Source organism: Sphingopyxis sp. GW821-FHT02C12 (genome assembly GCF_059421785.1).
Genome location: NZ_JBWKVQ010000001.1, coordinates 247,298 through 270,960 on the forward strand (window position 1 = coordinate 247,298; position 23,663 = coordinate 270,960).

Sequence of the window (23,663 nt, forward strand, 5' to 3'; positions counted from 1 at the left end):
GCTGCCGTTCGGGTCATTCCGTCCCGAACCGGGACCCGTTCAGCGGGTCGGTTCGCGATAGGCGGGCAGCGCAAGCGACCAGTAGATCGCGGCGCCGCGCAGGACGAAGCCCGCGACCGCACCGCTCAGCGCCGCGATCGGCGTCCCCGTGCCCAGCCAGAGCAGCGCCAGGAACAGCCCCGAGGCGAGCGCCGCCGCGGTGACATAGATTTCAGGCCTGACAATGATCGATGGCACCCCGGCGAGGATATCTCGGATGGTGCCGCCGACGCAGCCGGTGATCACCCCCATCAGCAGCGCGGGCACCGGCGGCACGCCCCACGCCAGCGCCTTGGCGGTGCCGAAGACCGCGTAAGCCGCGAGCCCAACGGCATCGGCCCATTCGAGCAACTGCCCCTGCCACCAGCGTTCGGGGGTCACCCAGACGACCAGCGCGATCGCGATGCACACCGCCGCGATCGCCCCGTCCTGCACCCAGAATACCGGCGCGCCGATCAGCAGGTCGCGCACGCTGCCGCCGCCGACCCCGGTCACCAGCGCGAAAAACATCGCGGTGACCAGCGTCTGGCGCAGACGCACCGCCATCAGCGCCCCCGACAAGGCGAACACACCGATCCCGGCAAGATCGAGCAGCCGGATCAGCAGGTCATTGTCGGGGACGGGCATCGCGCGTCGCTATTTCGCGGCGGGGCGAACACCGCCGACGATCGAGAGCATGATCGCGGTCACCGCATTGCGAATCGCGGGCTCAGCGCGGGGCGCAAAGAAGGGCGAGTGATTGGTCGGCGCGGGTTCGCCCTTCGCCTTCAGGTCGGCGAGCACCGCGGGATCATAACCGCCGATGCCGAAAAACAGCGACGGCACGCCCGCATCGACGAATTCCGAATAATCCTCGCTGCCCGACATCGGCGCCGCGCTCGCGGGGGCGAAGACGAGGCCTTTGCCGAACACCGGGGTCAGCGCCGCGACCGCGGCCTTGGCCATCGTCTCGTCGTTGGTGAGAATGCCGGTGCCGCTCAGGTAGCGGATCGTCGGTTCGGGCGCATTGCCCATCGCCGCCGCCGATCTCGCGACGCGCGCGGTGCCGTCCTGGAGCAGCTTGCGCACCTCGGGCGACTGCGAACGCAGATTGACCTTCACCTCGGCGCTGTCGGGGATGATGTTGGGCGCGCTGCCGGCGTTGATCGCGCCGATCGTCAGCACGCCAAAGGCGGCGGGATCCTTTTCGCGGCTGATCACCACCTGCGTATCGGTGACGAAGCGCGCGGCGATCGGGATCGGGTCGATCGTCGCCGCGGGCATCGATCCGTGCCCGCCGCGGCCGTGGAAGGTGATCGAATAGCTGTCGGAGGCCGACGACCCCGCGCCCGCCTTGATCGCGACGACGCCCGCCGGCAGGTTCGAGACATGCGCCGCAAAGCCGAAGTCGGGCTTGGGGAAACGCGTCAGCAGCCCGTCATCCAGCATCGCGCGCGCGCCCTTCAGCGGTTCCTCGGCCGGCTGGCCGATCAGCACCGCCGTCCCCGACCAACTGTCGCGCATCGCGCTCAGCGCCTGCGCGACGCCGATCAGATAGGCCACATGCGTATCATGGCCGCAGGCGTGCATCACGGGAACATCCCTGCCCTCATAGGTCGCGCGCGCCTTGCTCGACCAGGCCAGCCCGGTCTTTTCCTCCAGCGGCAGCGCGTCCATGTCGGCACGGACCAGGAAGGTCGGCCCGTCGCCGTTCTTCAGCACCGCGACGACGCCGGTCCCGCCGACCTTCTCGGTCACGGTGAAGCCCGCCTTGCGGAGATGCTGGGCGAGGATCGCGGCGGTCCGCACCTCCTGCATCCCCAGTTCGGGATTGGCGTGCAAATCCTTGTAGACCGCCTCGAGAGCCGGATAATTTTTGTCGAGAAGCGCGGTCAGCCGCGCGTTCGCCGCAGCCATGTCAGGCGCCGCCTGAACGCCCGCCGGGACCAGAAAGAGGGCAAGCGAAGCCGCTGCCCAGAGCCCATGCTTCGCCATCACTCTCTCCCCCAAATGCCTGTCAGATGTGGATCGGCTTGCCGGTCACCGCCATCGCCGCTTCCTTCACCGCTTCGCTGTGCGTCGGGTGGGCGTGGCAGGTGTAGGCGATGTCTTCCGACGTCGCGCCGAATTCCATCGCCTGCGCGGCCTGCGCGATCATCGTGCCCGCGACGCTGGCGATGATCCAGACGCCGAGCACGCGGTCGCTGTTCGCATCGGCGATCACCTTCACGAAACCGTCGGGTTCGTGGTTGGTCTTGGCGCGGCTGTTGCCCGCCATCGGGAATTTGCCGACCTTGACCTCGCCGCGCTCCTTCGCCTGCTCTTCGGTCAGGCCGACGCCGGCGATTTCGGGCATGGTATAGACAACCGAGGGGATGACGTCGTGGTTCACGATGCCGGTCAGCCCGGCGATATTCTCGGCGACCGCAATGCCTTCGTCCTCGGCCTTATGCGCGAGCATCGGCCCCGGAATGACGTCGCCGATCGCCCAGATGCCAGGCACCTGGGTACCGAAATCATGGTCGGTCTCGATCTGGCCGCGCGCGTTGACCGCGAGGCCCGCCTTGTCGAGACCCAGCGCTTCGGTGTTCGGGCGGCGCCCGATCGATACCAGCACGACATCGGCCTCGAGCGTCTCGGCGTCACCACCAGCGGCGGGTTCGAGCGTCAGCACCGCCTTCTTGCCCTTGACCTCGGCCTTGGTGACCTTGGTCTTGAGCTTGAATTCGATGCCCTGCTTCTTGAAGATGCGGTTCGCGTCCTTACGCACATCGGCGTCCATGCCGGGCAGGATCTGGTCGAGGAACTCGACGCAGGTGACTTTCGCGCCAAGCCGGCGCCACACGCTGCCGAGTTCGAGTCCGATCACACCGCCGCCGATCACGACCATATGCTCGGGAACCTTCGCGAGTTCGAGCGCGCCGGTCGAATCGACGATGATCTGCTTGTCGTTATCGACCGCGACGCCGGGCAGCGGGGTGACCGACGATCCGGTGGCGATGACGATATTCTTGGCGCGGACCGTCTTGCCCGCGACCTCGACACTGTCCTTGCCGGTGAACTGCGCATAGCCCTTCAGCCAGTCGACCTTGTTCTTCTTGAACAGGAATTCGATGCCGCCGGTCAGGCCCTTGACCGCGTCGATGCGCTGGCCGTGCATCGCGGGCAGGTTGAGCTTGGGGGTCACATCGATCCCCATCTTCGCCATCGCGCCATTGGCGGCGGCGTCATAATATTCGGACGCGTGGAGCATCGCCTTCGACGGGATACAGCCGACATTGAGGCAGGTGCCGCCCAGCGTCTCGCGCCCTTCGGCACAGGCGGTCTTGAGGCCGAGCTGCGCCGCACGGATCGCCGCGACATAGCCGCCGGGGCCGGCACCAATGACAAGGACGTCGTAATCGTAATCAGCCATCATATACTCCATTGCAGGCCCGGTGCGGCGACATAGACCCAGGCGCTCTCGCCCGATTCCAGTGCGACGCGCTGCCGCTGATAGTCTTCGGCCTCATAGACATCGGCCGCTTCGAGTTCTTGTCTTGTAATCCAATATAGGGTGCCCGCGATCCGCTGCGAGCCTTCGCTGTCAGGTGCGAGCACCGGATAGTGATTTTCGCCGCTTTTGCGGGCCACCTCGGGGTCGGCGATCGCGATCCGTCCGAGCCGATACCCGGTCAGCGCGTCCGCCGTGCCGCTGAGCAACCGGCCGAACTGTTCGCGCTGCACGTCCGGATATTGGAGCGTGCCATAGGCGAACAAGGCTTCGGTGGCGTCGCGCATGCGGCGTTCCCTATTACAGGTCGATCAGCAGCCGCGTCGGATCCTCGATCGCTTCCTTGATCGTCTTGAGGAAGGTCACCGCCTCGCGGCCATCGATCAGGCGGTGGTCATAGCTCAGCGCCAGATACATCATCGGGCGTGCCACGATCTGGCCGTCGCGGACGACCGGACGTTCCTCGATGCGATGGAGACCGAGCACCGCCGACTGCGGCGGGTTGATGATCGGGGTCGACATCAGGCCGCCGAACACGCCGCCGTTCGAAATGGTAAAGGTGCCGCCGGTCATGTCGTCCATCGTCAGCGTGCCCTCCTTGGCGCGCTTGCCGAGGTCGGCGATCGCCTTTTCGATCTCGGCGAAGCTCAGGCTGTCGGCGTTACGCACGACAGGCACGACGAGGCCGTTGGGCGCGCTCACCGCGACCGAGACGTCGAGGTAATCGAAATAGACGATCTCGTCGCCGTCGATGCGCGCGTTGACCGCCGGAATGTCGTGCGCCGCGAGCGCGACCGCTTTGGTGAAGAAGCTCATGAAGCCGAGGCGGACGCCATGCTTCTTTTCGAAGCTTTCGCGATATTTGTCGCGCGTCGCCATCACCGCCGACATGTCGACGTCGTTGAAGGTCGTCAGCATCGCCGCGGTTTCCTGCGCCGACTTCAGCCGCTTGGCGATCGTCTGACGCATGCGGGTCATCTTGACGCGCTCTTCGCGGCGGCCGGGGGCACCCGATGCCGCAGGGGCGGCAGCGGCGGGCGCCGGCGCGGCCGCCGGAGCCTCGGGCGCATTATTGGCGGCGGCGAGCACATCTTCCTTGGTCAACCGGCCGTCCTTGCCGCTGCCTTTGATCTTGCTCGGGTCGACGCCATGCTCGAGCACCAGGCGACGCACCGCGGGCGACAGGGTGGTGACGCCGTCGCCGGTCTCTTCGCTCGCCGTCGCGGCAGGCGCGGGCACTGCGGCTTCGGCCTTCGCGGCGGGAGCGGGAGCCGAAGCCGGCGCTGCGGGCGCCGCAGCCTTGCCGCTGCCAGCCTCGATCGTCGCGATCACCGCGCCGACGGCGACGGTGTCGCCCGCGGCCACCACCTGCTGCCCCATCACGCCCGCGACGGGCGAGGGTACCTCGACCGCGACCTTGTCGGTCTCGAGGCTCGCGATCGGCTCGTCGAGCGCGACCGCGTCACCCGGCTGCTTCAACCATTCGCCGACCGTCGCTTCGGTGACGCTTTCACCCAAGGTGGGGACTTTGACTTCGGTGCTCATCTTGCTTTCCTTTGGGGCGCTTATTTATTCTTGGTGCGGCGGATTTCGGCGCGAACGCTCAGGCCCAGCGCGTCGGCGACCAGCGCCGACTGCTCGGTCTGGTGACGACTCATCAGCCCGGTGGCGGGCGATGCCGCCGCGGCACGGCCGGCATAGCGCGGACGCATGCCCTTGTGCCCGGCGTTGGTCAGCGCTTCCTCGACGAACGACTCGACGAAGGACCAGCTGCCGTTATTGCGCGGCTCTTCCTGCGCCCACACCACTTCCTCGAGCTTCGGCATGCGTTTCAAACGCACGGCGAGCGGTTCACCCGGGAAGGGGTAGAGCTGTTCGATGCGGATCACCGTCGTATCGGTCTGGCCCGCGGCATCGCGCGCTTCGATCAGGTCGTAACCGACCTTGCCCGAACAGAGGATGACGCGTTTCACATCGCTATCGGCGGGCGGGGTGCGGTCCGACATGATGCGGCGGAAATGCGCGTCGCCGATGAAGTCCGAGCGCTGCGAGACCGCCAGCTTGTGGCGGAGCAGCGACTTGGGCGTCATGATGATCAGCGGCTTACGGAACGGGCGCAGCATCTGGCGGCGCAGGACGTGGAAATAGTTCGACGGGGTCGAAATATTGCACACCTGGATATTGTCGCCCGCGCACAGCTGCAGAAAGCGTTCGAGGCGCGCCGAGCTATGTTCGGGACCCTGCCCTTCATAGCCATGCGGCAACAGCATCACGAGGCCGTTGGCGCGCAGCCATTTGGCTTCGCCCGACGCGATGAACTGGTCGATCATGATCTGCGCGCCATTGGCGAAGTCGCCGAACTGCGCTTCCCAGAGCACGAGGCTCTTCGGATCGGCCATCGCATAGCCATATTCGAACCCGAGCACGCCATATTCGGAGAGCGGGCTGTCGAGCACCTCGAACCGGCCGTGCGGCACGGTGGTCAGCGGGACATATTTATTCTCGGTCTGCTGGTCGACCCAGACCGCGTGACGCTGGCTGAAGGTACCGCGGCCCGAATCCTGCCCCGACAGGCGCACCTGATAGCCCTCGCTGAGCAGCGTCCCGAACGCGAGTTGCTCGGCGGTCGCCCAGTCGAACACTTCCTTGTCGCTCTTGTCGGCGAACATCGCGCCACGCGCGTCGATGACGCGGCGCAGCGTCTTGTGGACGTCGAGGTCGGCGGGGATCGTCGTCATGATCCGACCGATCGAGTCGAACAATTTGTCGCTGACCCCGGTCGAGATGTTGCGGCGGGCGTTTTCGGGATCGGCGGGGGCGTGCAGCCCCGACCAGCGACCCGCGAACCAGTCGGCCTTGTTCGGCTTGTAGCTTTTCGCCGATTCGAAATCATCCTCAAGCCGCGCGACGAATTCGGCGCGGCGGGCGTCGGCCCAGCCGGCATCGATCACGCCCTCGGCTTCGAGTTTTGCCGCGCAAAGCTGCGACACCGGCGGGTGCTGGCGGATGACGGCGTACATCAGCGGCTGGGTGAACGAAGGCTCGTCGCCCTCGTTGTGGCCAAAGCGGCGATAGCACCACATGTCGATGACGACATCGCGCTTGAACTGCTGGCGGAAGTCGATCGCCAGCTTGCAGGCAAAGGTCACCGCTTCGGGATCGTCGCCGTTGACGTGCAGGATCGGCGCCATCACGCCCTTCGCGACGTCCGACGGATAGGGCGACGAGCGCGCATATTGCGGGCTGGTCGTGAAGCCGATCTGGTTGTTGACGATGAAGTGGATGCAGCCGCCGGTATTGTAGCCGCGGATGCCCGAGAAGCCGAGGCATTCCCAGACGATCCCCTGCCCCGCGAAGGCCGCGTCGCCGTGGATCAGCACGGGCAGCACCTGCTCATGCTTGGCAAGGTCGTCGCGCACCACCTGCTGCGCTCGCACCTTGCCGAGCACGACCGGGTCGGCGGCTTCGAGATGCGACGGGTTGGGAACCAGCGACATATGCACCGACGCACCGCCGAACTCGCGGTCGGTCGAGGTGCCGAGGTGATATTTGACGTCGCCCGACCCGCCGACATCGTCGGGGTTGGCACTGCCGCCGGAAAATTCGTGGAAGATCACCTTGTACGGCTTGGCCATCACGTTCGCGAGCATGTTGAGGCGGCCGCGGTGCGCCATACCGTAGACGATTTCCTTCACGCCATATTGGCCGCCATATTTGATGATGGCTTCCATCGCCGGAATCATCGATTCGCCGCCGTCGAGGCCGAAGCGCTTGGTGCCGACATATTTGCGCGCGAGGAATTTTTCCCATTCCTCGGCCTGGATCACCTTGTTCAGGATGGCGCGTTTGCCCTCGACCGAAAATTCGATGATCTTGTCGGCGCCTTCCATCCGTTCCTGCAGGAACTGGCGCTCCTCGATGTCGGCGATGTGCATATATTCGAGGCCGACATTGCCGCAATAATTCGCGCGCAGGATCGCCACGATCTCACGGATCGTCGCTTTTTCAAGGCCGAGCGCACCGCCGACGAAGATCGGCCGGTCCTGATCGGCGCCGACGAAACCATGATATTCGGGTGTCAGATCGGCGGGCAGCTCGCGCGTGCTGAGCCCCAGCGGATCGAGGTTCGCGGCGAGATGCCCGCGCACGCGATAGGTGCGGATCAGCATCATCGCGCGGATCGAATCATTCGCCGCGCGTTCGACTTCGGCATTCGACAGCGGCGCACCGGCCTTGGCGGCGGCGGCCTTCACCGCAACCTGCATCTGCTGCGGATCGAGCGCAGCGGTCAGGTCGTCGCTGTCGATCGGCGGCCAGTTCTTCGGCGCCCAGCTGGGGCCCGCCTGCGGCTCGTCGATGTCAAAGCTCTGTCGTTCGAGGTTCATGATCTTTTCCATTCCCTTGCGAGAAATGGCTCCGGGGAGAAGGGTTGGGAAGGGGACGCCCGCCGGAACCGTTTCGTTCCGGCGGGCGCGATACTCAGACGCGTTCTTTCAGCACTTCGACGAGCGTCGTGCCGAGTTCGGACGGGCTCGCCGAAACCGTAATCCCGGCGGCTTCCATCGCCGCGATCTTGCTTTCGGCGTCGCCCTTGCCGCCCGACACGATCGCACCGGCGTGGCCCATGCGGCGGCCCGGAGGCGCGGTGCGGCCGGCGATGAAGCCGGCCATCGGCTTTTTGCGGCCGCGCTTGGCTTCGTCGATCAGGAACTGCGCCGCCTGCTCCTCGGCGTCGCCGCCGATTTCGCCGATCATGATGATCGACTTGGTCGCTTCGTCGGCGAGGAAGAGTTCGAGCACGTCGATGAAGTTGGTGCCGTTGACCGGATCGCCGCCGATGCCGACCGCGGTCGTCTGGCCAAGGCCGGCGTTGGTGGTCTGGAACACCGCTTCATAGGTCAGCGTGCCCGAACGCGACACGACGCCGACGCTGCCCTTGGAAAAGATGCTGCCCGGCATGATGCCGATCTTGCATTCGCCCGGCGTCAGCACGCCGGGGCAGTTCGGACCGATCAGCCGCGACTTCGAACCCGACAGCGCGCGCTTCACCTTGACCATGTCGAGCACCGGAATGCCCTCGGTGATGCAGACGATCAGTTCCATCTCGGCGTCAATCGCCTCGAGGATCGAGTCGGCGGCGAACGGCGGCGGCACGTAAATGCAGCTCGCGGTGGCGCCGGTCGCGGCCTTGGCTTCCTCGACGGTGTTGAAGTTCGGCAGGCCGATGTGGGTCGTGCCGCCCTTGCCCGGCGTCACGCCGCCGACCATCTGGGTGCCGTACGCCAGCGCCTGTTCGGTGTGGAAGGTGCCGGTGGCACCGGTCATGCCTTGGGTGATGACCTTGGTGTTTTTGTCGATGAGAATGGACATGAACGACTCCTAATTGGTCGCGCCGGTTGGCGCATGTGATTGGAATTCTTTTGGTAAAGGTACCGACGACACCATGACGGCGCGGAACTGCGTGTCAGCCTCGCCCGATCGAAGAGCGACGCTCTTTTCGGTCGCCGCAAGCTCCAGCATGTGGTTGCCCGCAACGAGGATATTGGAAAGATCGACTTCGGGGGCGTTGCGCCGGATATTCGCTGCCAGCTGCTCGAATTTCGGCAATTCACCAATCGACGCGGCGGCAAGCCCGTCGATAAGCGCCCTGCGAACCTCGCCCAATTGGCTCAACTCTTCCACACGACCAACCACGCGGCACATAACGCGCGAGCCAAAGTCCAGCAGCGCGATGCTCCGATCATCCTTAGAGAACTGGATGAATTCATAGTTACCGAGCTCATTCGACTTCTGGCGCGGCAGGGTATAGGACCAGCCGCTCTCCGCCAGAATATACGAGTGAACGCTGTTGTCCGGGCTGACGACAGCCATACACCGCCGCGCATCTTCGACGAAATCGGCAGGAGACGCAGGCGCACCAAGCTGCTCCGCAATCGGGCGCAGGTCGGACTTCGGCGAAACCGTCGGAGGCAGGATGATCGGAGGAGGCCGGACCAGGTCCGGCCTCTCAGGCGAAATCCGGCTTTGCGATATTTCGTCCCTGCCACGCGTCGATACATCCTGGGCCAGTGCCGAAGCACCGGACCCGGACAACATCACCGCAAGAAGGCAGAGACGCAGCATCACGCCAGCGACGGATCCAGATTCTTGCACGCGTCGAGCAATTCCTTGACCGCATCGACCGAGACCTGCAGGCCGGCCTTGTCAGCGTCGTCGAGTTCGATCTCGATGATCTTCTCGACGCCGCCGGCACCGATCTGCACCGGCACGCCGACATACAGGCCGTCGAGGCCGTACTGGCCATCGACATAAGCGGCCGAAGGCAGGATGCGCTTCTGGTCGCCCAGATAGGCTTCGGCCATCGCGATACCGCTCGCGGCCGGGGCGTAGAAAGCCGAACCGGTGCCGAGCAGCGCGACGATCTCGCCGCCGCCGCCGCGCGTGCGCTTGACGATCGCGTCGATCTTGTCCTGCGACGACAGGCCCATCTTGACCAGATCGGGGACGGGGATGCCGTTGATCGTCGAATAGCGCACGACGGGGACCATCGTGTCGCCATGGCCGCCGAGGACGAAGGTGTTCACATCCTTCACCGACACATCGAACTCGTCGGCGATGAAGTGGCTGAAGCGCGCCGAATCGAGCACGCCGGCCATGCCGACGACCTTGTTGTGCGGCAGACCCGAAAATTCGCGCAGCGCCCACACCATCGCGTCGAGCGGGTTGGTGATGCAGATGACGAACGCGTCGGGGGCGTTGGCCTTGATGCCCTCGCCGACGGCCTTCATGACCTTCAGGTTGATGCCGAGCAGGTCGTCGCGGCTCATGCCCGGCTTGCGGGCAACACCGGCGGTGACGATGATGACGTCGGCGCCGGCGATGTCGGCATAGTCGTTCGTGCCGGTGATCTTCGCGTCAAAGCCCGCGATCGGGCCGACCTGCGACAGGTCGAGTGCCTTGCCCTGCGGCACGCCTTCGACGACGTCGAACAGGACGACGTCACCGAGTTCCTTCTGCGCCGCCAGCAACGCCAGCGTTCCGCCGATATTTCCGGCTCCGATCAAAGCGATTTTCTTGCGTCCCATGGCGCGCGGCACTCCCTTCGTGGCAAGCCCGGCAATGAAGCACAAAACCGGCTGGCACACGGGCCAAATCGCCGCGCCGGTCCCTAGACGGCGCCGCCCTACGCCGATTCCCTTAAGGAAACAACCGCGAAAAGCATGAAAATCAAAGATTAATTGCTAATAGTTCGCAATAGTGATAGAGGCCGATTTGCACCGGCCTCCGGCATCGATCGCCAACGCCAAGGCTACCACAGATTGATCTTGGCTTTGATCATCAACCGACCCAGTGCGGGGTCGTCGTTGACGAAATCCTTGAGGAAATTATGCTCGACGCCGATCGAGCCCAAGGCGTCGATGCGATAGTTCAGCCCATAACCCGCCGACAGGCCCGCGCCGAATTTATCCGCGCCGGGGTTCATGTCGCCGAATGTCCCCATGCCCTCGGCATAGAGCGACGGCAGCCAGACGCGCTGGGGATCGAGCGACACCCCGACCCCGGCCCCCGCGATCTTGATCGGCCCGCCCAACTCGGTCTGGCCAACGCCATAGAGCCGCAATTTATGCCCCAGCATCGAATAAAATTGATGGCGATAGGATAGTTCGAACCCGAACGAGCCGGCGCCCGCCGCCTTCGGCGCGGTGGTCGCGGCGGTGGCGCTGGTCCCGATTTCCAGCGCATGGAGACGCATCCAGGCATCGAGCCCGTTGGGGCTTTCCCAGATCAGCCCAAAGCCGCCCCACGATCCCTGCCCCGCGGCGTCGAGCGTCTTGCGGACGAATTCGGTGCAGTTGAACTGGAACAGATTATATTTGGGCTTGGCCGCGCATATCCCCGAGGCGTAGCTTTTCGCCGCGGCGAACTGAGCCGCGGTGAGCTCATAGCTTTGCGACGCGGTGATATGGTCGTCGTGCGCGGTGTCGGGATGATGAACGCAGCCTTCGACGTCGGCAAAGGGCTGGCTGGCATCGAAACCGGTCTGCGGCCAGAACCCATAGGTCCAGTAATTGCCGGTGTCGTCCTGCAGCCGCAACCAGGCGTGCCCGACGTTGGAGGTGAAGGGGATCAGCAGGAACGGCCCCTCCTTGTCCGCCATGATCGTCAGCGTATATTTGCCGGTCTTGGTCGCGATGCCATCTTCCATCGTGCAGTCCGACGCGCATTGATCGGCGGTGACGCGGCGCACGACGCGGCGCGCCTCGCCGCCCCCCTGCAGGACATGCGCCAGTTCGTGCGCCATCAGCCGCCGCCCATCGCCGGTCCCCGGCCGATATTCGCCGCGGGCAAAGGCGACGTCGCTGCCCAGCGTGAAGGCGCGCGCCTGGATCGATTGCGATGCGATGTCGGCGGCGGCCCCGTCATGGACACGCACGCCCGACAGGTCGGCGCCGAAGCGCGGCTCGAAAAACGCCCGCTCCGATGCCGGGAGCGGCGCCCCCGACCCGAGCGAGGCGATCGCCGACTGCGCCGCCGGGGTCGCGGGCGCCGACCCCGTGATCGAACCGCCGCTGGCCTCGCGCCGCACGACCGGCGCCGACACCTCGCCGCGCGCTGGCGTCGCCGCGCGCATCACATGATCGGCGGCGGCATCGGCCTGTTGTTCGGCGGGGTCGTTCGCAGCGCCGATCGTCAGCGGTGCGTGCGACGGTACCCCCATAAGCGAAGCAAGCGGCGCGCGCGCGCGTCGCGCCGGCGCCTGTTGCGGCGCGCCGGTGGCGGGCAGAACGCGGTTTTTGCGGCGGATCGCGCGTCGGTACATGGCAGTTCGCCTTCCAACTCCGGTCGGCGGCTTGTATCGGAATTCCCCCTTTTCGTCACCCCGATACAAGCCGGCCCGGCGAGAACCTAACCGCCTTCCCGGCGCACCAATTGGACCAATCCGCCAAAAGCGGCGTACCGGAGCCGCAATTTTGGCCGCGGCCAATTCTGCGCTATGCATCGGTGCCATAACGGCACGAGGCGAGCGACATGATACGATCTGGACTGACCATCACCGGCGCCGCGATCGCGCTGGCATGCGCGGCGCCCGCCCACGCCAGCGAAAAGGGCTGGGACGATGCCGGCACCGTCGCCAAGAATGCGCTCGTCGTCGCGGCCTTTGGCGTCCCGGCGGTGCAGGGCGACTGGGAGGGCGTGCTGGAAGCGGGTGGCAGCATCGGCGGCACGATCCTGATCACCCAAGGGTTGAAGGAGGCCTTCCCTTCGCGCCGCCCCGACGGCAGCGACAACAAGAGCTTTCCCTCGGGCCACACCTCGACGAGCTTCGCCGCCGCGGCGACGCTGCACAACCGCTACGGCTGGGAAGCCGGCCTGCCCTCCTATCTGGTCGCGTCCTTCGTCGGCCTCAGCCGTGTCGAAGCGAAGAAGCACCGCGTCGGCGACGTGCTCGTCGGCGCCGCGATCGGCACCGCGACCGGGCATCTGATCACCACCAAGGCGAACGATAATATCCACATCTTCCCCTGGGCCGATACCAAGAGCGCCGGGGTCGATGTGACGCTGCGCTTCTGAGGTCCGCCGCAACCCCCGGTTAACCCTCCCTTATCCCCCTGCCTGTTAGGCTCGCGGGGATGACGCGGGCTATCATCAGCTTCGACACCGAATTGTCGGCGGGCCTCTATCAACGGGGCGCCGATGCGCGTGCCAATTTCGAAAGCTCGATCCTCGGTCGTTGCCGCGACGGCGATTATGGCGTGCATTTCCAGATGGACATGCTCGAACGCCATGGCCTGACCGGGGTCTATTTCATCGATCCGATGCCCGCGCTCGTCTATGGACCCGAAATTATCGACAGGATCGTCCAGCCGATCGTCGCGCGCGGGCACGAGGTTCAGCTTCACATCCACACCGAATGGCTCGAATTCGCGCGCTTCAACCCGATCGGGCGGCTCACCGGCCGCAACATCGGCGACTTTCCCCTCGGCGCGCAGAAAAAGCTGATCGGCCTGGCCCGCGATATTCTCGTCGGCGCCGGGGCGCCCAAGCCCACCGCCTTTCGCGCCGGCAATTTCGGCGCCAACGACGACACGCTGCGCGCCCTCGCCGCGCTCGGCTTCCGTTTCGACAGCAGCTTCAACGGGGCGTATCGCGATCATGGCTGCGCCATTTCGCTAGACCCGGGCAACCTCGCGGTCCGCGCGCATGAAGGCATATGCGAAGTCCCGGTCAGCGGGTTGATGGACCGCGTGGGCCGTTTCCGTCCCGCCCAACTCTGCGCGATGTCCGAAGAAGAGATGCGCGATGCCCTGGGTCATAGCGCGGCAAGCGGCGCCATCCAGTTCTCGGCCTTCAGCCACAGCTTTGAACTTCTGAGCCGCGACCGCGCGGTGCCCAACGGACTCGCCATCGCGCGAATGGAGGCGCTGTGCCGCGCCGTCGCCGAGGATCCCCGCGTCACCAGCGGGGGTTTCGCGACATTGCCCGCCCCGCCCTCGCGCCCGGCGCGGATCGGCATCGCCGCGCCCAAGCCGCTGCGCACCCTGCGCCGTATCATCGAACAGGGCGTCGGCCATGTCGTCCACGAGGTCCGCTATGTCCGCGACCTGATCGCGGTGACGGTCAACTCCTCGCGCTGGGGCAAGGTGCTAGGCGGCGTCTTCCTGGCCGTGGCCTAAGGCCAGATAGTCGTCGGACTGCATTTCCGACAACCGGCTCGCAGTGCGTTCGAACTCGAACGCCCCGTCGCCCGCGACATAGAGCGCGTCGGGCATCGCCGCCGCACTCGCGAGCAATTTGACCTTATATTCATAGAGCGCGTCGATCAGCGTCACGAAGCGCGCCGCCTCGTTGCGATTCTCGGGTCCCATGCGCGGGATGCCGACGATGATCACGGTGTGGAAATGCCGCGCCACCGCCAGATAGTCGGACGCGCCGCGCGCTTCGCTGCACAAGCGCTTGAACGAAAAGACCGCGACGCCCTTCAGTGCCTTGGGCACGTGCAGGATGCGCCCGCCGCCGAGGTCGAGGTCGAGCGTCGGCACATGCGCGCGATCCTCAGGCGGATAGTCGGTCAGGCGGAAAAAGGCCGCCGACAGCGCGGCACTCGCCGCCGCGTCGGCGGGTACGAACCAGCGCGCCCCGTCGCCTAGCCGGTCACGGCGATAATCGGTCGGGCCGTTCAGCCCCATCACGTCAAGCTTCGCCTCGACCAGCGCGATGAAGGGCAGGAAATGCTCACGGTTGAGCCCGTCCTTGTAGAGATCGGTCGGCGGCCGGTTCGAAGTCGCGACCACCGTCACCCCGCGGTCGATCAAGGCGGTGAACAGCCGCGAGAGGATCATCGCATCGGCGCTGTTGTTCACCACCATCTCGTCGAAGGCGAGGCAGCGGACGTCCTCGCAGAGCGCGTCGGCGACGAGCGGGATCGGATCGCCCGCCTCGCTTTTGCGCACCTCGCGCATTCGCGCGTGAACATCGATCATGAAGGCGTGAAAATGGACGCGCCGCTTACGCTGGATGGTCAGCTGGTCGTAGAACAGGTCCATCAGCATCGACTTGCCGCGCCCGACCGCGCCCCACAGATATACACCGCGCGGCGCCTCGGGCTTGCGGCCGGTCAACCGCCAGAGCAAGCTGCCGCGCGGCGGCACCGCCTCGAGTTCCTTTTGCAGGCGGTCGAGCCGTTCGGCCCCGGCGCGCTGCTCGGGGTCGGGCCGCAACTCGCCGCCCGCGACCAGCGCATCATAGGCCGCGAGCACGCCCGTCGTCATTTGCTCGCCTTGCGGATCGTCCCCGCAAAGGTCAGCACGATGTGACTGTCGCCCTCGCCCTGGACCACGAGTCCGCGCAGGAAGATCAGCCGCCCGGTTTCGCGCACCAGTTCGACCACGGCGTCGAGCGGCTCGCCGAGCCGGCCGGCGCCGACGAACTGCGTCGACAGGTCGAGGGTTACCGAATGGCCGGCGTTGAGCGATCCGAACTGGTGCGATGCCGCGAACAGCGCGATGTCGACGAGCGCGAGCGTGACCGCACCATGGACATTGTCGCCGAGGTTGCTGTGCTTGCGCTCCGGGATCATCCGCACCCGCGCCTGCGGACGGCCGTCGGGCGTGTTCGGCTCGACACGCACCGACAGCGGCTCGATGAAGCTGTTGAAGCGGCTCGCGTCCTTGAGGTTCCAGCTCAGCCAGCCATCGCCCTCGTCCTCGGCGCTAAAGCTATAGCGGCGAGGTTCCTCTATCCCGTCGTTCACACCTGCCGCTCGGCCTCGAGCTTCTTGATCTCGGCGATCGCGCGTGCCGGACTCAACCCCTTGGGGCAGGCGTTCGAGCAGTTCATGATCGTGTGGCAGCGATAGAGGCGGAAGGGATCTTCCAACTCGTCGAGGCGCTCGCCGGTCATTTCGTCGCGGCTGTCGGCGAGCCAGCGATACGCCTGGAGCAGGATCGCGGGGCCAAGGAACTTGTCGCTGTTCCACCAATAGCTCGGGCAGCTCGTCGAGCAACAGGCGCACAGGATGCATTCGTACAGCCCGTCGAGCTTCTCGCGCTCGGCGGGCGACTGCAGCCGCTCCTTGCCACTCGGCGTCGTCGTCTTGGTCTTCAGCCAGGGCTCGATCGAATTATATTGCGCATAAAAATGGGTGAAATCGGGGACAAGGTCCTTGATCACTTCCATATGCGGCAGCGGGGTGATCTTGATGTCGCCCTTCAGATCCTCGATCGCGGTGGTGCAGGCGAGGCCGTTCTTGCCATTCATGTTCATCGAACAGCTGCCGCAAATGCCTTCGCGGCACGAGCGGCGGAAGGTCAGCGTCGAGTCCTGCTCGCTCTTCATCTTGATCAGCGCGTCGAGCACCATCGGGCCGCACTTGTCGAGATCGATCTCGAAATTGTCGAAATGCGGGTTCTCGCCCTTGTCGGGGTCGTAGCGATAGACCTTGAATTTCCGGACTTTGGCCGCGCCTTCGGCTTTGTGGGTCTGGCCGCCCTTCTGGATGCGGCTGTTCTTCGGAAGGCGAAATTCGGCCATGTCGCTGGCTCCCCTGATGCAGTCGGGGTCGGACTAGACCCGATTAATCGCGACGACAAGGGGTGACGGACGCAAAAGCGAAACCCGCTGGCGGGGCCGCGCGCGAGCGGCTACTGGCGCCACGATGAGCGACGACACGCCCGCCCCCGCCGTTACCAGCCGCAGCGTCGCGAAGGGGCTCGGCACCACCGTGCTCGCGCGCCTCGGCGCGGTGGTCGAGATCGTCGCGCAGCCGCTTTATGTGCTGATGTTCGGGCTCGCGGGTTACGGCCTCTATGCCGTGCTGTGGGCGACGATCAACCTGCTCGAAAATCTCTTCGACCTCGGCATGACCAGCGCGATGCAGCGCACCGTGCCGCAATCGGCGAGCGATGCCGATGCCGCCGCGGCGCTGCGCACCGCGATGCTGTTCGGGGTCGGGCCGTGCCTGATCGTCGCCACGCTGATCGCCGTCTTCGCCGCCGACCTCGCGCCCTTCCTCAACGTCGCGGCGAAGGACCGGCCGCTCGTCGTGCCCGCGATCCAGCTCTTCATCTGGGCGCTGCCGCTCTGGGCCTTCGTCGAAATCGCGACCAGCGCGATGCGCGCGCGCATGGTGTTCGGCGCCGAAATCCGCCTGCGCATCGTGTGGGAACAGATCATGCGGCTGGTGTTCGCGGGGCTGTTCTTCGCAGGCGGGCTGGGGCTCAAGGGCCTGTTTATCGCGCATCTCTGCTCGCTCGCAATCACCGCGATCCTCTGTGTGCGACTGCTGCGGCGCTATTATGTCTTCGGTGAGCTGCTCCACGGCGGGCGCGGCGGCGAGACCGCGAAGAATACGTTCTGGGCCGGGCTGTCGATCCTGCCCTCGAACGTCATCGCGCGCCTCTTCGGCGACGCCCCGGCGCTGGTGCTCAACCTGATCCTGCCCGGCGCGGCGGGCGCCGCGGCCGCCGCGCTGTTCACCATCGCGCGCAAGCTCTCGAGCGTCGTCCAGCTCGTCCGCATCGCCTTCGTCTATGTGATGGCGCCGCTGGCAGCCAGCGCCGAGCGCGAGGACCGCGCGCAGGTGACCGACATCTATGCCTATGCGACGCGGCTGATCATGGCGATCGCGCTCCCGCTCGCCGCCATCCTCGCCGCGGGCAGCGCGCCCCTGCTCAGCCTGTTCGGGCATGAGGCAAAGGTGGCGCAGGCTGCGCTGGTCATCTTGCTCTTCGCGCGCGCCGCCGAGGCGGTGCTCGGCATCTCGCTGCCGGTGCTGCAGGTCGTCGCGGCGTTCCGCCACCAACTCACCGCGGCCATCGTCGGGGTGATCGTCGCCGTCGGCGCGGGCTGGCTGATCGTCGGGCATATGGATGCGCTGACCGGCGTGACGCTCGCCATGTCGATCGGCCTCGTCGTGATGGGCGGCATCCCGATGCTCCAGCTCGCGATCAACGAAAAGCTCCATCCGTTCGACCACCAGTTCGCCGGCGTCGCGCTGCGCGGCATCGCGATCACCCTCGTCGCGGGCGCCGCCGCTTGGCTCGCCGGGCGCCTGCCCGACGCGATCGCGCTGCCGCTGATCGTGCTGCTCGCGGTCGCAGCGATCTGGCTGTCGCTGCGCTTCGCCCTGCCCCACGCCGACCGCGCCTCGCTCGGCAAGACGGCGCGCAAGCTGCGCCTCGTCTGAAATATTCGGTCTTATTTTAGCCGCAAAAATCGCTAGAGACGTCCCACCTTATTCTGACGCCGCGCGTGTGCGGCCAACAGGCGGATCCAAATGTACCAGCAAGAACTCGCCCGCAGCGGCAAGCGCCTCTTTTTCATTCGCGGCACCTATATCTACATCACCATCGCGATCTCGGTGCTGATCGCCTGGTGCAGCAAGGATTGGGGTCCGTTCCAGACCGCCTTCGGCGACTGTGCCTGGTTCTGGCTGTCGCTCGGTATCGCCAGCGCCGGCGCGATCGTCCGCATCTTCACCAGCGGCTGGGCCGCGCTCGGCACCTCGGGCCGCGCCAAGGTCGCCGCCGAAGCCAGCGAACTCAACACCACCGGCCCTTACAGCCTGGTCCGCAACCCGCTTTATGTCGGCCGCATCCTGAACTTTACCGGCATCGCGATGCTGTCGGGAAGCTGGGTGTTCGGCGCGATCGTCTTCCTGCTTGGCATCCTGATCTACGAGCGCATCTCGATCTACGAAGAAGAATATCTGCGTGAGAAGTTCGGCGCGGCGCATGCCGAATGGGCGAAGGACGTCCCCGCGCTGCTCCCGCGCTTTCACGGCTGGATAAAGCCCAAATATCCCTTCTGGTGGAAGCGGATGATCTGGCGCGAACAGAATAAATTGTTCCTGCTCGCGACGACGGTCTTCCTGACCTGGTTCGCGCGCCTCGACTTCAACTTCGACGCGCTCACGCCCGCGCAGTGGAACTGGGTCTATGCCTTCGGCGCGCTCGTCGTCGTCCGCTTCGTCATCGGCGGGCTCAAGATGATCGGCTTCTTCAAGGAACTGAGCTGATCGCATGGGGAGCGATCTCGCTCCCCTGATCGCGGTTGTCGGCAGCGACGGGTCGGGTAAGTCGACCCTGTCGGCGGATTTGCTCGCGCATATCCAAAAGACCCACGCGGCGGAGTCGGGCTATCTCGGGCTAGGCTCGGGCGAGCAGGGCCGCCGCATCGGGCGCTGGCCGATCATCGGCCCGCCGCTGCATCGCTTCCTCGACGGCATCGCCGACCGCTTGCGCGAACCCGGCGAACCAATCCCCGGATATCTCGCCGCGCGCTATGCGCTGAACAAGTCGAAGAAGCGCCGCGCCAAATTCGACGCGCTGCTCGACCAGCGGCGCGCCGGCAAGGTGATCGTCACCGACCGCTATCCGCAGCTCGAAGTCCCCGGCCTCCACGATGGCCCGATCCTCGCCGGGCGCGCGACCACGCCGCGCCTCGCCGCGATGCAGGCCGAGGAGCGCGCGCTTTATGCCGAGATGGCGGTGTACAAGCCGACCCTCGTCGTCCGCCTGCACGTCGATGTCGACACGGTGATGCTGCGCAAGCCCGACCACGACCGCGCGCTGATCAAGCGCAAGGTCGAAACGGTGCCGCTGCTGACGTTCAATGGCGCGCCGATTGTCGATATCGACGCGACGATTCCTTATACGGAGGAACTGGCGATCGCGATTGCTGCGGTGGACAAGGCGTTGGCCGAGGCCTGAAACTCCCCCTTCGTCATTGCGAGGAGCGAAGCGACGCGGCAATCCAGAGTCCGCGTAAACCGCCCTGGATTGCTTCGCTTCGCTCGCAATGACGAGATGTTGGAACGTCAGGTCGTTTACACTCGCCCCGCCATGATCTTCTCGATCAGCTCGATATCGACCGGCTTGTCGGCATCGATGCACGCCTCGGGGTCGCTCATCGGCACCACCGTCGCCTTCAGCCCGAAGCGCAGCCCCGCGCGCGCCACCCCCTGCTGGATCGTGAACAGCCGCAGCAGCGCGCCGATCAGCAACCACGGACCGAACGCCGCAATGATCTTCAACCCCTTTTTCCGGTCGCGCTCGATCCGGCCCCAGAAATCGAGCAGCGGCAAGACCCGCCGCCCGCGCAGCCGGAACATGTTCGCCCCCGACCAACAGCCGCCGCGGAACTTGAGCCAGGTCCGCTTCGATTCGGGATAGCGCGCGAGCAGCACCGCGCGCTCGACCATCGCCACCGCGACGTCGCTGCCTTCGGCGCCATCGAGGAACTCGGCGATCATCGCGGGCGTCAGCAACACATTGTCGGCGGTCGTCACCAGCAGCGGATCGTCGCCGGGCGGCAATGCCGCGGCGAGCGAGCTGCTGATCCCCTGCCCCGAATCCGAAAAATGCAGGTCGGCGAGCCCCGCCAGCCCCGGCTCGGCGGCGAGTTCGGCGCTGTTCTGCGCCAGGATGGTGATCGGCCCGACCAGCGGCGACGCGCGCAGCGCCCGCACGACATGCACCAGCATCGCCTGCCCCGCGATCGGCAGCAATGCCTTGGTCGACACCCCCGTGCCGCTGAGCAGCGGGTCGGGGCCGGGCCGGCTGCCCGCCATCACGATCGCCGGAATCTTGATGGTCATTGCGCCGCCGTCACCCGCCGCGCGGTCGCGCCGCGCAGGAAATCGGTCGCCTCGGCCAGGATCGGTCCCTTGTACGACAGCGGCCCGGTGAGCGCCATGACGAGGTCGTTGTGGCTCAGTCCGTCATAGGTCCGAAGCTCCGCCGATCCGCCGACCTTCTCCATCGCCGCCGCCAGATGCTGGCTGTTGCGCACGCGCACGACGGTATCGGCGGTGCCATGGCCGAGCCACAAGGGCGGCGCATCGGCGCGGACGAAGGCGATCGGCTGGGTGCGCTCGGCGGGACGGATGTCGCCCATCGCGACATCGGCGCGACCACCCTTCTCGAAGGGGAGGAAATCATAGGGTCCGGCGAGCGCCGCGACGCCGCGAATATGCGACGCGTCGCTGCCCGCCGCCTTCATCCATTGCGGGTCGAGCGCCAGCATCACCGCATTATAGGCGCCCGCCGAATGCCCCGACAGCGCGATCCGGCCCGCGTCGCCGCCATAGTCGCCGATGTGCTTCTCGGTCCACGCCACCGCCGCCGCACTGTCCCGCAGGAAGTCGGGCCAATGCCCCTCGGGCACGATCCGGTAATCGGGAATGACGACGATGAAGCCCTGCTTCGCGAACGCCCGCCCGGCAAAGCCATAATCGTCGCGCTGGCCGCTGTACCAGCCGCCGCCATAGAGCCAGACGATCACCGGCAGCCGGTCGCTCTTCTTCGTTCCGGTCGGCACCCAGATGTTGAGCTTGTTGCGCTCGCCACTGCCGTAAGGCTGGGCCGCGACCTGCAACGTCGCGCCATCGCCGTCGCCAAGCAGCTTGTCGCCGAGGTTGAGCGACTTCGCGCCGCCGCCAACGATCAGCCGCGTGCCACCGCCGAACAGCAGGACCAACAGGCCCACCACTATCAGAATCTTGATCAACCGCCGCTGTCCCTTGACTGGCTCACCCGACATAGGCCCGCTCTCCACCAAGCCGCACGTCGGGCCGTCCCGCGCCCTACAAGGGCGGGCGTCGCCGAACAAGCGCCCAACACCGCCGCGACCTTTTGCGCGTTCGTGCGTAGGATGGCCGATGACCAAAGCCTTCACCCGCCCCGCCCTCGTCTGCAACACCCGGAGCGGCAGCCACGACGAAACAATGCGCGCCGCGATCGAAGAGGCCTGCTGCGCCGCCGGCGCGCCGCTCGCCGCGACCTTCGCGCTGCCCGATGCCTCGCTGCCCGATGCGCGGATGCTGCGCGCGCAAGATATCGACCTGCTGCTCGTGTGGACCGGCGACGGCACGATCAACGCCGCCGCGGCGCAGGTCGAGGGATGGCGTGGCGCGATCCTGCCGCTACCCGGCGGCACGCTGAACCTGCTTTCGAAGCAATTGCACGGCGACCGCCCCGCGCCCGAGATCCTTGCCGACGCGCTCGTCGGCAAAGGGCGCCGGCGACCGATCCCGATCATCCGCTCGGCGACCAAGCAAGCTTTCATTACCGTCGTCGCGGGACCCGCGACGCGCTGGGCCACGGTGCGCGAAACGATGCGGCAGGACGGCGTGATCGAGGCCAGCCGCGCCGCGCCCGAAGCGCTCGACACGATGCTTAACGCCCCCGGGGTCGGCGTCGTGGGGCACACCAAGACCTATCCGGCCGTCATTCTGACCCCGACCGAAAAGGGCATCGCCGCCGACGGCATCTTAACCGAGGGCACCGGCGACGTGCTGCGTCACGGACTCGCCTGGCTCGGCGGCGATTTCCGCGACGGCCCCAGCGAGCCGATCGCGACCGCCGAGACGATCCTGCTCGAAAGCGCAGCTCCGATCAGCCTCGAATATGACGGTGAGCTCAGCGAAATACCCTCCCCCGCGCGCTTCACGCTCGGGATGAGCGCGGTCGATTTCCTCACCACCGCATGACGCGCCTGTTCCACATCAGCGACCTGCATTTCGGGCTCGAGGATCGCGCGGCGCTCGCCTGGTTCGCCGATTGCGTGAAATCGGAACGGCCCGATGCGGTGCTGGTCACCGGCGATCTGACGATGCGCGCACGGTCCCGCGAATTCGCCGCCGCCTGCGACTGGATCGAACGGCTCGACGTGCCGGTGACCGTCGAAGTCGGCAATCACGACCTGCCCTATTTCAATCCGTTCGCGCGCTTTTTCTGGCCCTATGCCCGCATCCGCCGCATCGAGCGGCTCGTCGAACGCGAACTTGAGCTCGAAGGCGTCGCGGTCGTTCCGCTCAAGACCACCGCGCGCGCGCAGTGGCGGCTCGACTGGTCGAAGGGCTGGGTGACGCGCAGCGCGCTCGACAAGACGATGGCGGCGATCGATGCGCTGCCCCGCGGCACGACCCCCTTCGTCACCGCGCACCATCCGCTGGTCGAGGCAGGCACCCGCGGCCGCGCGCTGACCCGCGGCGGCGAGACCGCGCTCCGTGCGCTCGCCTCGCGCGGGGTCGCGGCGGTGCTCACCGGCCATGTCCACGACGCCTTCGACCTGGTGCGCGAGACCCCCGACGGCCCGATCCGCATGATCGGCGCCGGCACCCTGTCGCAGCGCATCCGTTCGACGCCGCCGAGCTTCAACGAGCTGACCATCGCGGACGGGACCATCGGCGTGCGCGTGCGCAACCTCGAAAAAATACCCACCCCCGACATGCAGATCGACGACGTCCCGCCCGACGCCCTGCCACCGCGCGACCCGGCCGAACCGGTCGCCCCCGTCGGCGCTGTGCCGCCGGTCGATCCCCCGGTGCATTGAAGAGCGACCCCGACCGTTGGTTTTGGGGTGGGAAGCGGACGTTGCTTAAATCCTCCCTGTCGCGCAGCGATGGGGAGGTGGCAGCGGCGAAGCCGCTGACGGAGGGGCCGACGCCGTCAGGCGTCGCGCAAGCTTTCGGTCCCTCCACCACGCCCTTCGGGCGCGGTCCCCCTCCCCATGGCTTCGCCACAGGGAGGATTTCATGTCCGCTTCCCGCCCGAAACCCGCCATCGCCCGATGCCGCAAAAACCGCTTTCCTAAAAAACATCGCCATGATCTATTCTTCGGGATGGCCATGTCGCTTGCCTCGTCGAAT

The 23,663-nt window shown here is 66.2% G+C and carries 22 protein-coding genes; 7 read left to right on the top strand and 15 right to left on the bottom strand.

Translation table 11 applies throughout. The features are described 5' to 3' along the window. Positions 1-39: 39 nt before the first annotated feature. From AC07U1_RS01160 to AC07U1_RS01205, 10 genes are all read right to left on the bottom strand, one after another. On the bottom strand, positions 40-666 hold the full coding sequence (locus tag AC07U1_RS01160) for a trimeric intracellular cation channel family protein (RefSeq protein ID WP_495178640.1): 627 nt from the start codon (positions 664-666) through the stop codon (positions 40-42). A 9-nt stretch (positions 667-675) separates the two neighbouring features. Continuing rightward, positions 676-2,013, bottom strand: coding sequence for an amidohydrolase (locus AC07U1_RS01165; protein ID WP_495178641.1), 1,338 nt, complete (start codon positions 2,011-2,013; stop codon positions 676-678). Positions 2,014-2,035: 22 nt separating this feature from the next. Further along, on the bottom strand, positions 2,036-3,433 hold the full coding sequence (lpdA, locus tag AC07U1_RS01170; protein WP_495178890.1) for a dihydrolipoyl dehydrogenase: 1,398 nt from the start codon (positions 3,431-3,433) through the stop codon (positions 2,036-2,038). Further along, the gene (locus tag AC07U1_RS01175; RefSeq protein ID WP_495178642.1) at positions 3,433-3,798 is read right to left on the bottom strand and encodes a gamma-glutamylcyclotransferase family protein; all 366 of its coding nucleotides are present in this window, start codon (positions 3,796-3,798) and stop codon (positions 3,433-3,435) included. Before AC07U1_RS01175 ends, lpdA begins: the two co-directional genes overlap by 1 nt. Before the next feature lie 13 nt (positions 3,799-3,811). Next, positions 3,812-5,056 carry a 2-oxoglutarate dehydrogenase complex dihydrolipoyllysine-residue succinyltransferase gene (odhB, locus tag AC07U1_RS01180; RefSeq protein WP_495178643.1) on the bottom strand — a complete coding sequence of 415 codons (1,245 nt, stop codon included), beginning with the start codon at positions 5,054-5,056 and terminating at the stop codon, positions 3,812-3,814. A 20-nt stretch (positions 5,057-5,076) separates the two neighbouring features. Beyond that, positions 5,077-7,896 (bottom strand): 2-oxoglutarate dehydrogenase E1 component, encoded by a 2,820-nt coding sequence (locus AC07U1_RS01185; RefSeq protein ID WP_187141083.1) that lies wholly within the window; start codon positions 7,894-7,896, stop codon positions 5,077-5,079. A 94-nt stretch (positions 7,897-7,990) separates the two neighbouring features. Next, positions 7,991-8,881 carry a succinate--CoA ligase subunit alpha gene (sucD, locus tag AC07U1_RS01190; RefSeq protein ID WP_077147395.1) on the bottom strand — a complete coding sequence of 297 codons (891 nt, stop codon included), beginning with the start codon at positions 8,879-8,881 and terminating at the stop codon, positions 7,991-7,993. A gap of 9 nt (positions 8,882-8,890) precedes the next feature. Further along, the gene (locus AC07U1_RS01195; RefSeq protein WP_495178644.1) at positions 8,891-9,637 is read right to left on the bottom strand and encodes a hypothetical protein; all 747 of its coding nucleotides are present in this window, start codon (positions 9,635-9,637) and stop codon (positions 8,891-8,893) included. Further along, positions 9,634-10,596, bottom strand: a complete 963-nt coding sequence (mdh, locus tag AC07U1_RS01200) for a malate dehydrogenase (RefSeq protein ID WP_495178645.1) — start codon at positions 10,594-10,596, stop codon at positions 9,634-9,636. Before mdh ends, AC07U1_RS01195 begins: the two co-directional genes overlap by 4 nt. A 224-nt stretch (positions 10,597-10,820) precedes the next feature. Continuing rightward, a complete protein-coding gene (locus tag AC07U1_RS01205) occupies positions 10,821-12,332 on the bottom strand; it encodes an eCIS core domain-containing protein (RefSeq protein ID WP_495178646.1) in 1,512 nt (503 codons plus the stop codon). Positions 12,333-12,541: 209 nt separating this feature from the next. Here AC07U1_RS01205 and AC07U1_RS01210 point away from each other — a divergent pair, with 209 nt between their 5' ends. After that, on the top strand, positions 12,542-13,084 hold the full coding sequence (locus tag AC07U1_RS01210) for a phosphatase PAP2 family protein (RefSeq protein WP_495178647.1): 543 nt from the start codon (positions 12,542-12,544) through the stop codon (positions 13,082-13,084). Positions 13,085-13,143: 59 nt separating this feature from the next. Continuing rightward, entirely contained in the window at positions 13,144-14,187 is a 1,044-nt protein-coding gene (locus AC07U1_RS01215) for a polysaccharide deacetylase family protein (protein ID WP_495178648.1), read from the top strand. Here AC07U1_RS01215 and zapE read toward each other — a convergent pair. The 3 genes from zapE to AC07U1_RS01230 are packed head-to-tail and all read right to left on the bottom strand — an operon-like array spanning position 14,158 to position 16,543. Continuing rightward, complete coding sequence (gene zapE, locus AC07U1_RS01220) at positions 14,158-15,282, bottom strand: cell division protein ZapE (RefSeq protein WP_495178649.1); 1,125 nt, start codon at positions 15,280-15,282, stop codon at positions 14,158-14,160. The genes AC07U1_RS01215 and zapE overlap by 30 nt on opposite strands. Then, positions 15,279-15,764 (bottom strand): PaaI family thioesterase, encoded by a 486-nt coding sequence (locus AC07U1_RS01225; protein ID WP_187141090.1) that lies wholly within the window; start codon positions 15,762-15,764, stop codon positions 15,279-15,281. Before AC07U1_RS01225 ends, zapE begins: the two co-directional genes overlap by 4 nt. After that, complete coding sequence (locus AC07U1_RS01230) at positions 15,761-16,543, bottom strand: succinate dehydrogenase iron-sulfur subunit (protein WP_056343647.1); 783 nt, start codon at positions 16,541-16,543, stop codon at positions 15,761-15,763. Before AC07U1_RS01230 ends, AC07U1_RS01225 begins: the two co-directional genes overlap by 4 nt. Before the next feature lie 124 nt (positions 16,544-16,667). Here AC07U1_RS01230 and AC07U1_RS01235 point away from each other — a divergent pair, with 124 nt between their 5' ends. The 3 genes from AC07U1_RS01235 to AC07U1_RS01245 all read left to right on the top strand — a co-directional run bounded on the left by AC07U1_RS01235 (position 16,668) and on the right by AC07U1_RS01245 (position 19,722). After that, a complete protein-coding gene (locus AC07U1_RS01235; protein WP_495178650.1) occupies positions 16,668-18,197 on the top strand; it encodes a lipopolysaccharide biosynthesis protein in 1,530 nt (509 codons plus the stop codon). Positions 18,198-18,287: 90 nt separating this feature from the next. Further along, a complete protein-coding gene (locus AC07U1_RS01240; protein ID WP_495178651.1) occupies positions 18,288-19,028 on the top strand; it encodes a methyltransferase family protein in 741 nt (246 codons plus the stop codon). 4 nt (positions 19,029-19,032) lie between these two features. Next, the gene (locus AC07U1_RS01245; RefSeq protein WP_495178652.1) at positions 19,033-19,722 is read left to right on the top strand and encodes a nucleoside/nucleotide kinase family protein; all 690 of its coding nucleotides are present in this window, start codon (positions 19,033-19,035) and stop codon (positions 19,720-19,722) included. Positions 19,723-19,838: 116 nt separating this feature from the next. Here AC07U1_RS01245 and AC07U1_RS01250 read toward each other — a convergent pair whose 3' ends face one another. Both AC07U1_RS01250 and AC07U1_RS01255 read right to left on the bottom strand, forming a co-directional pair. Continuing rightward, positions 19,839-20,609: a nucleotidyltransferase family protein gene (locus AC07U1_RS01250; protein ID WP_495178653.1), complete on the bottom strand. Its 771-nt coding sequence runs from the start codon at positions 20,607-20,609 to the stop codon at positions 19,839-19,841. Next, positions 20,606-21,520 (bottom strand): alpha/beta hydrolase, encoded by a 915-nt coding sequence (locus AC07U1_RS01255; protein WP_495178654.1) that lies wholly within the window; start codon positions 21,518-21,520, stop codon positions 20,606-20,608. The genes AC07U1_RS01250 and AC07U1_RS01255 overlap by 4 nt, the downstream gene beginning before the upstream one ends. 151 nt (positions 21,521-21,671) lie before the next feature. Between AC07U1_RS01255 and AC07U1_RS01260 the strand changes: the two genes are divergently transcribed. Next, positions 21,672-22,502, top strand: a complete 831-nt coding sequence (locus AC07U1_RS01260) for a diacylglycerol kinase family protein (RefSeq protein WP_495178655.1) — start codon at positions 21,672-21,674, stop codon at positions 22,500-22,502. Beyond that, the gene (locus AC07U1_RS01265) at positions 22,499-23,347 is read left to right on the top strand and encodes a metallophosphoesterase family protein (RefSeq protein ID WP_495178656.1); all 849 of its coding nucleotides are present in this window, start codon (positions 22,499-22,501) and stop codon (positions 23,345-23,347) included. Before AC07U1_RS01260 ends, AC07U1_RS01265 begins: the two co-directional genes overlap by 4 nt. Positions 23,348-23,663 lie beyond the last annotated feature (316 nt).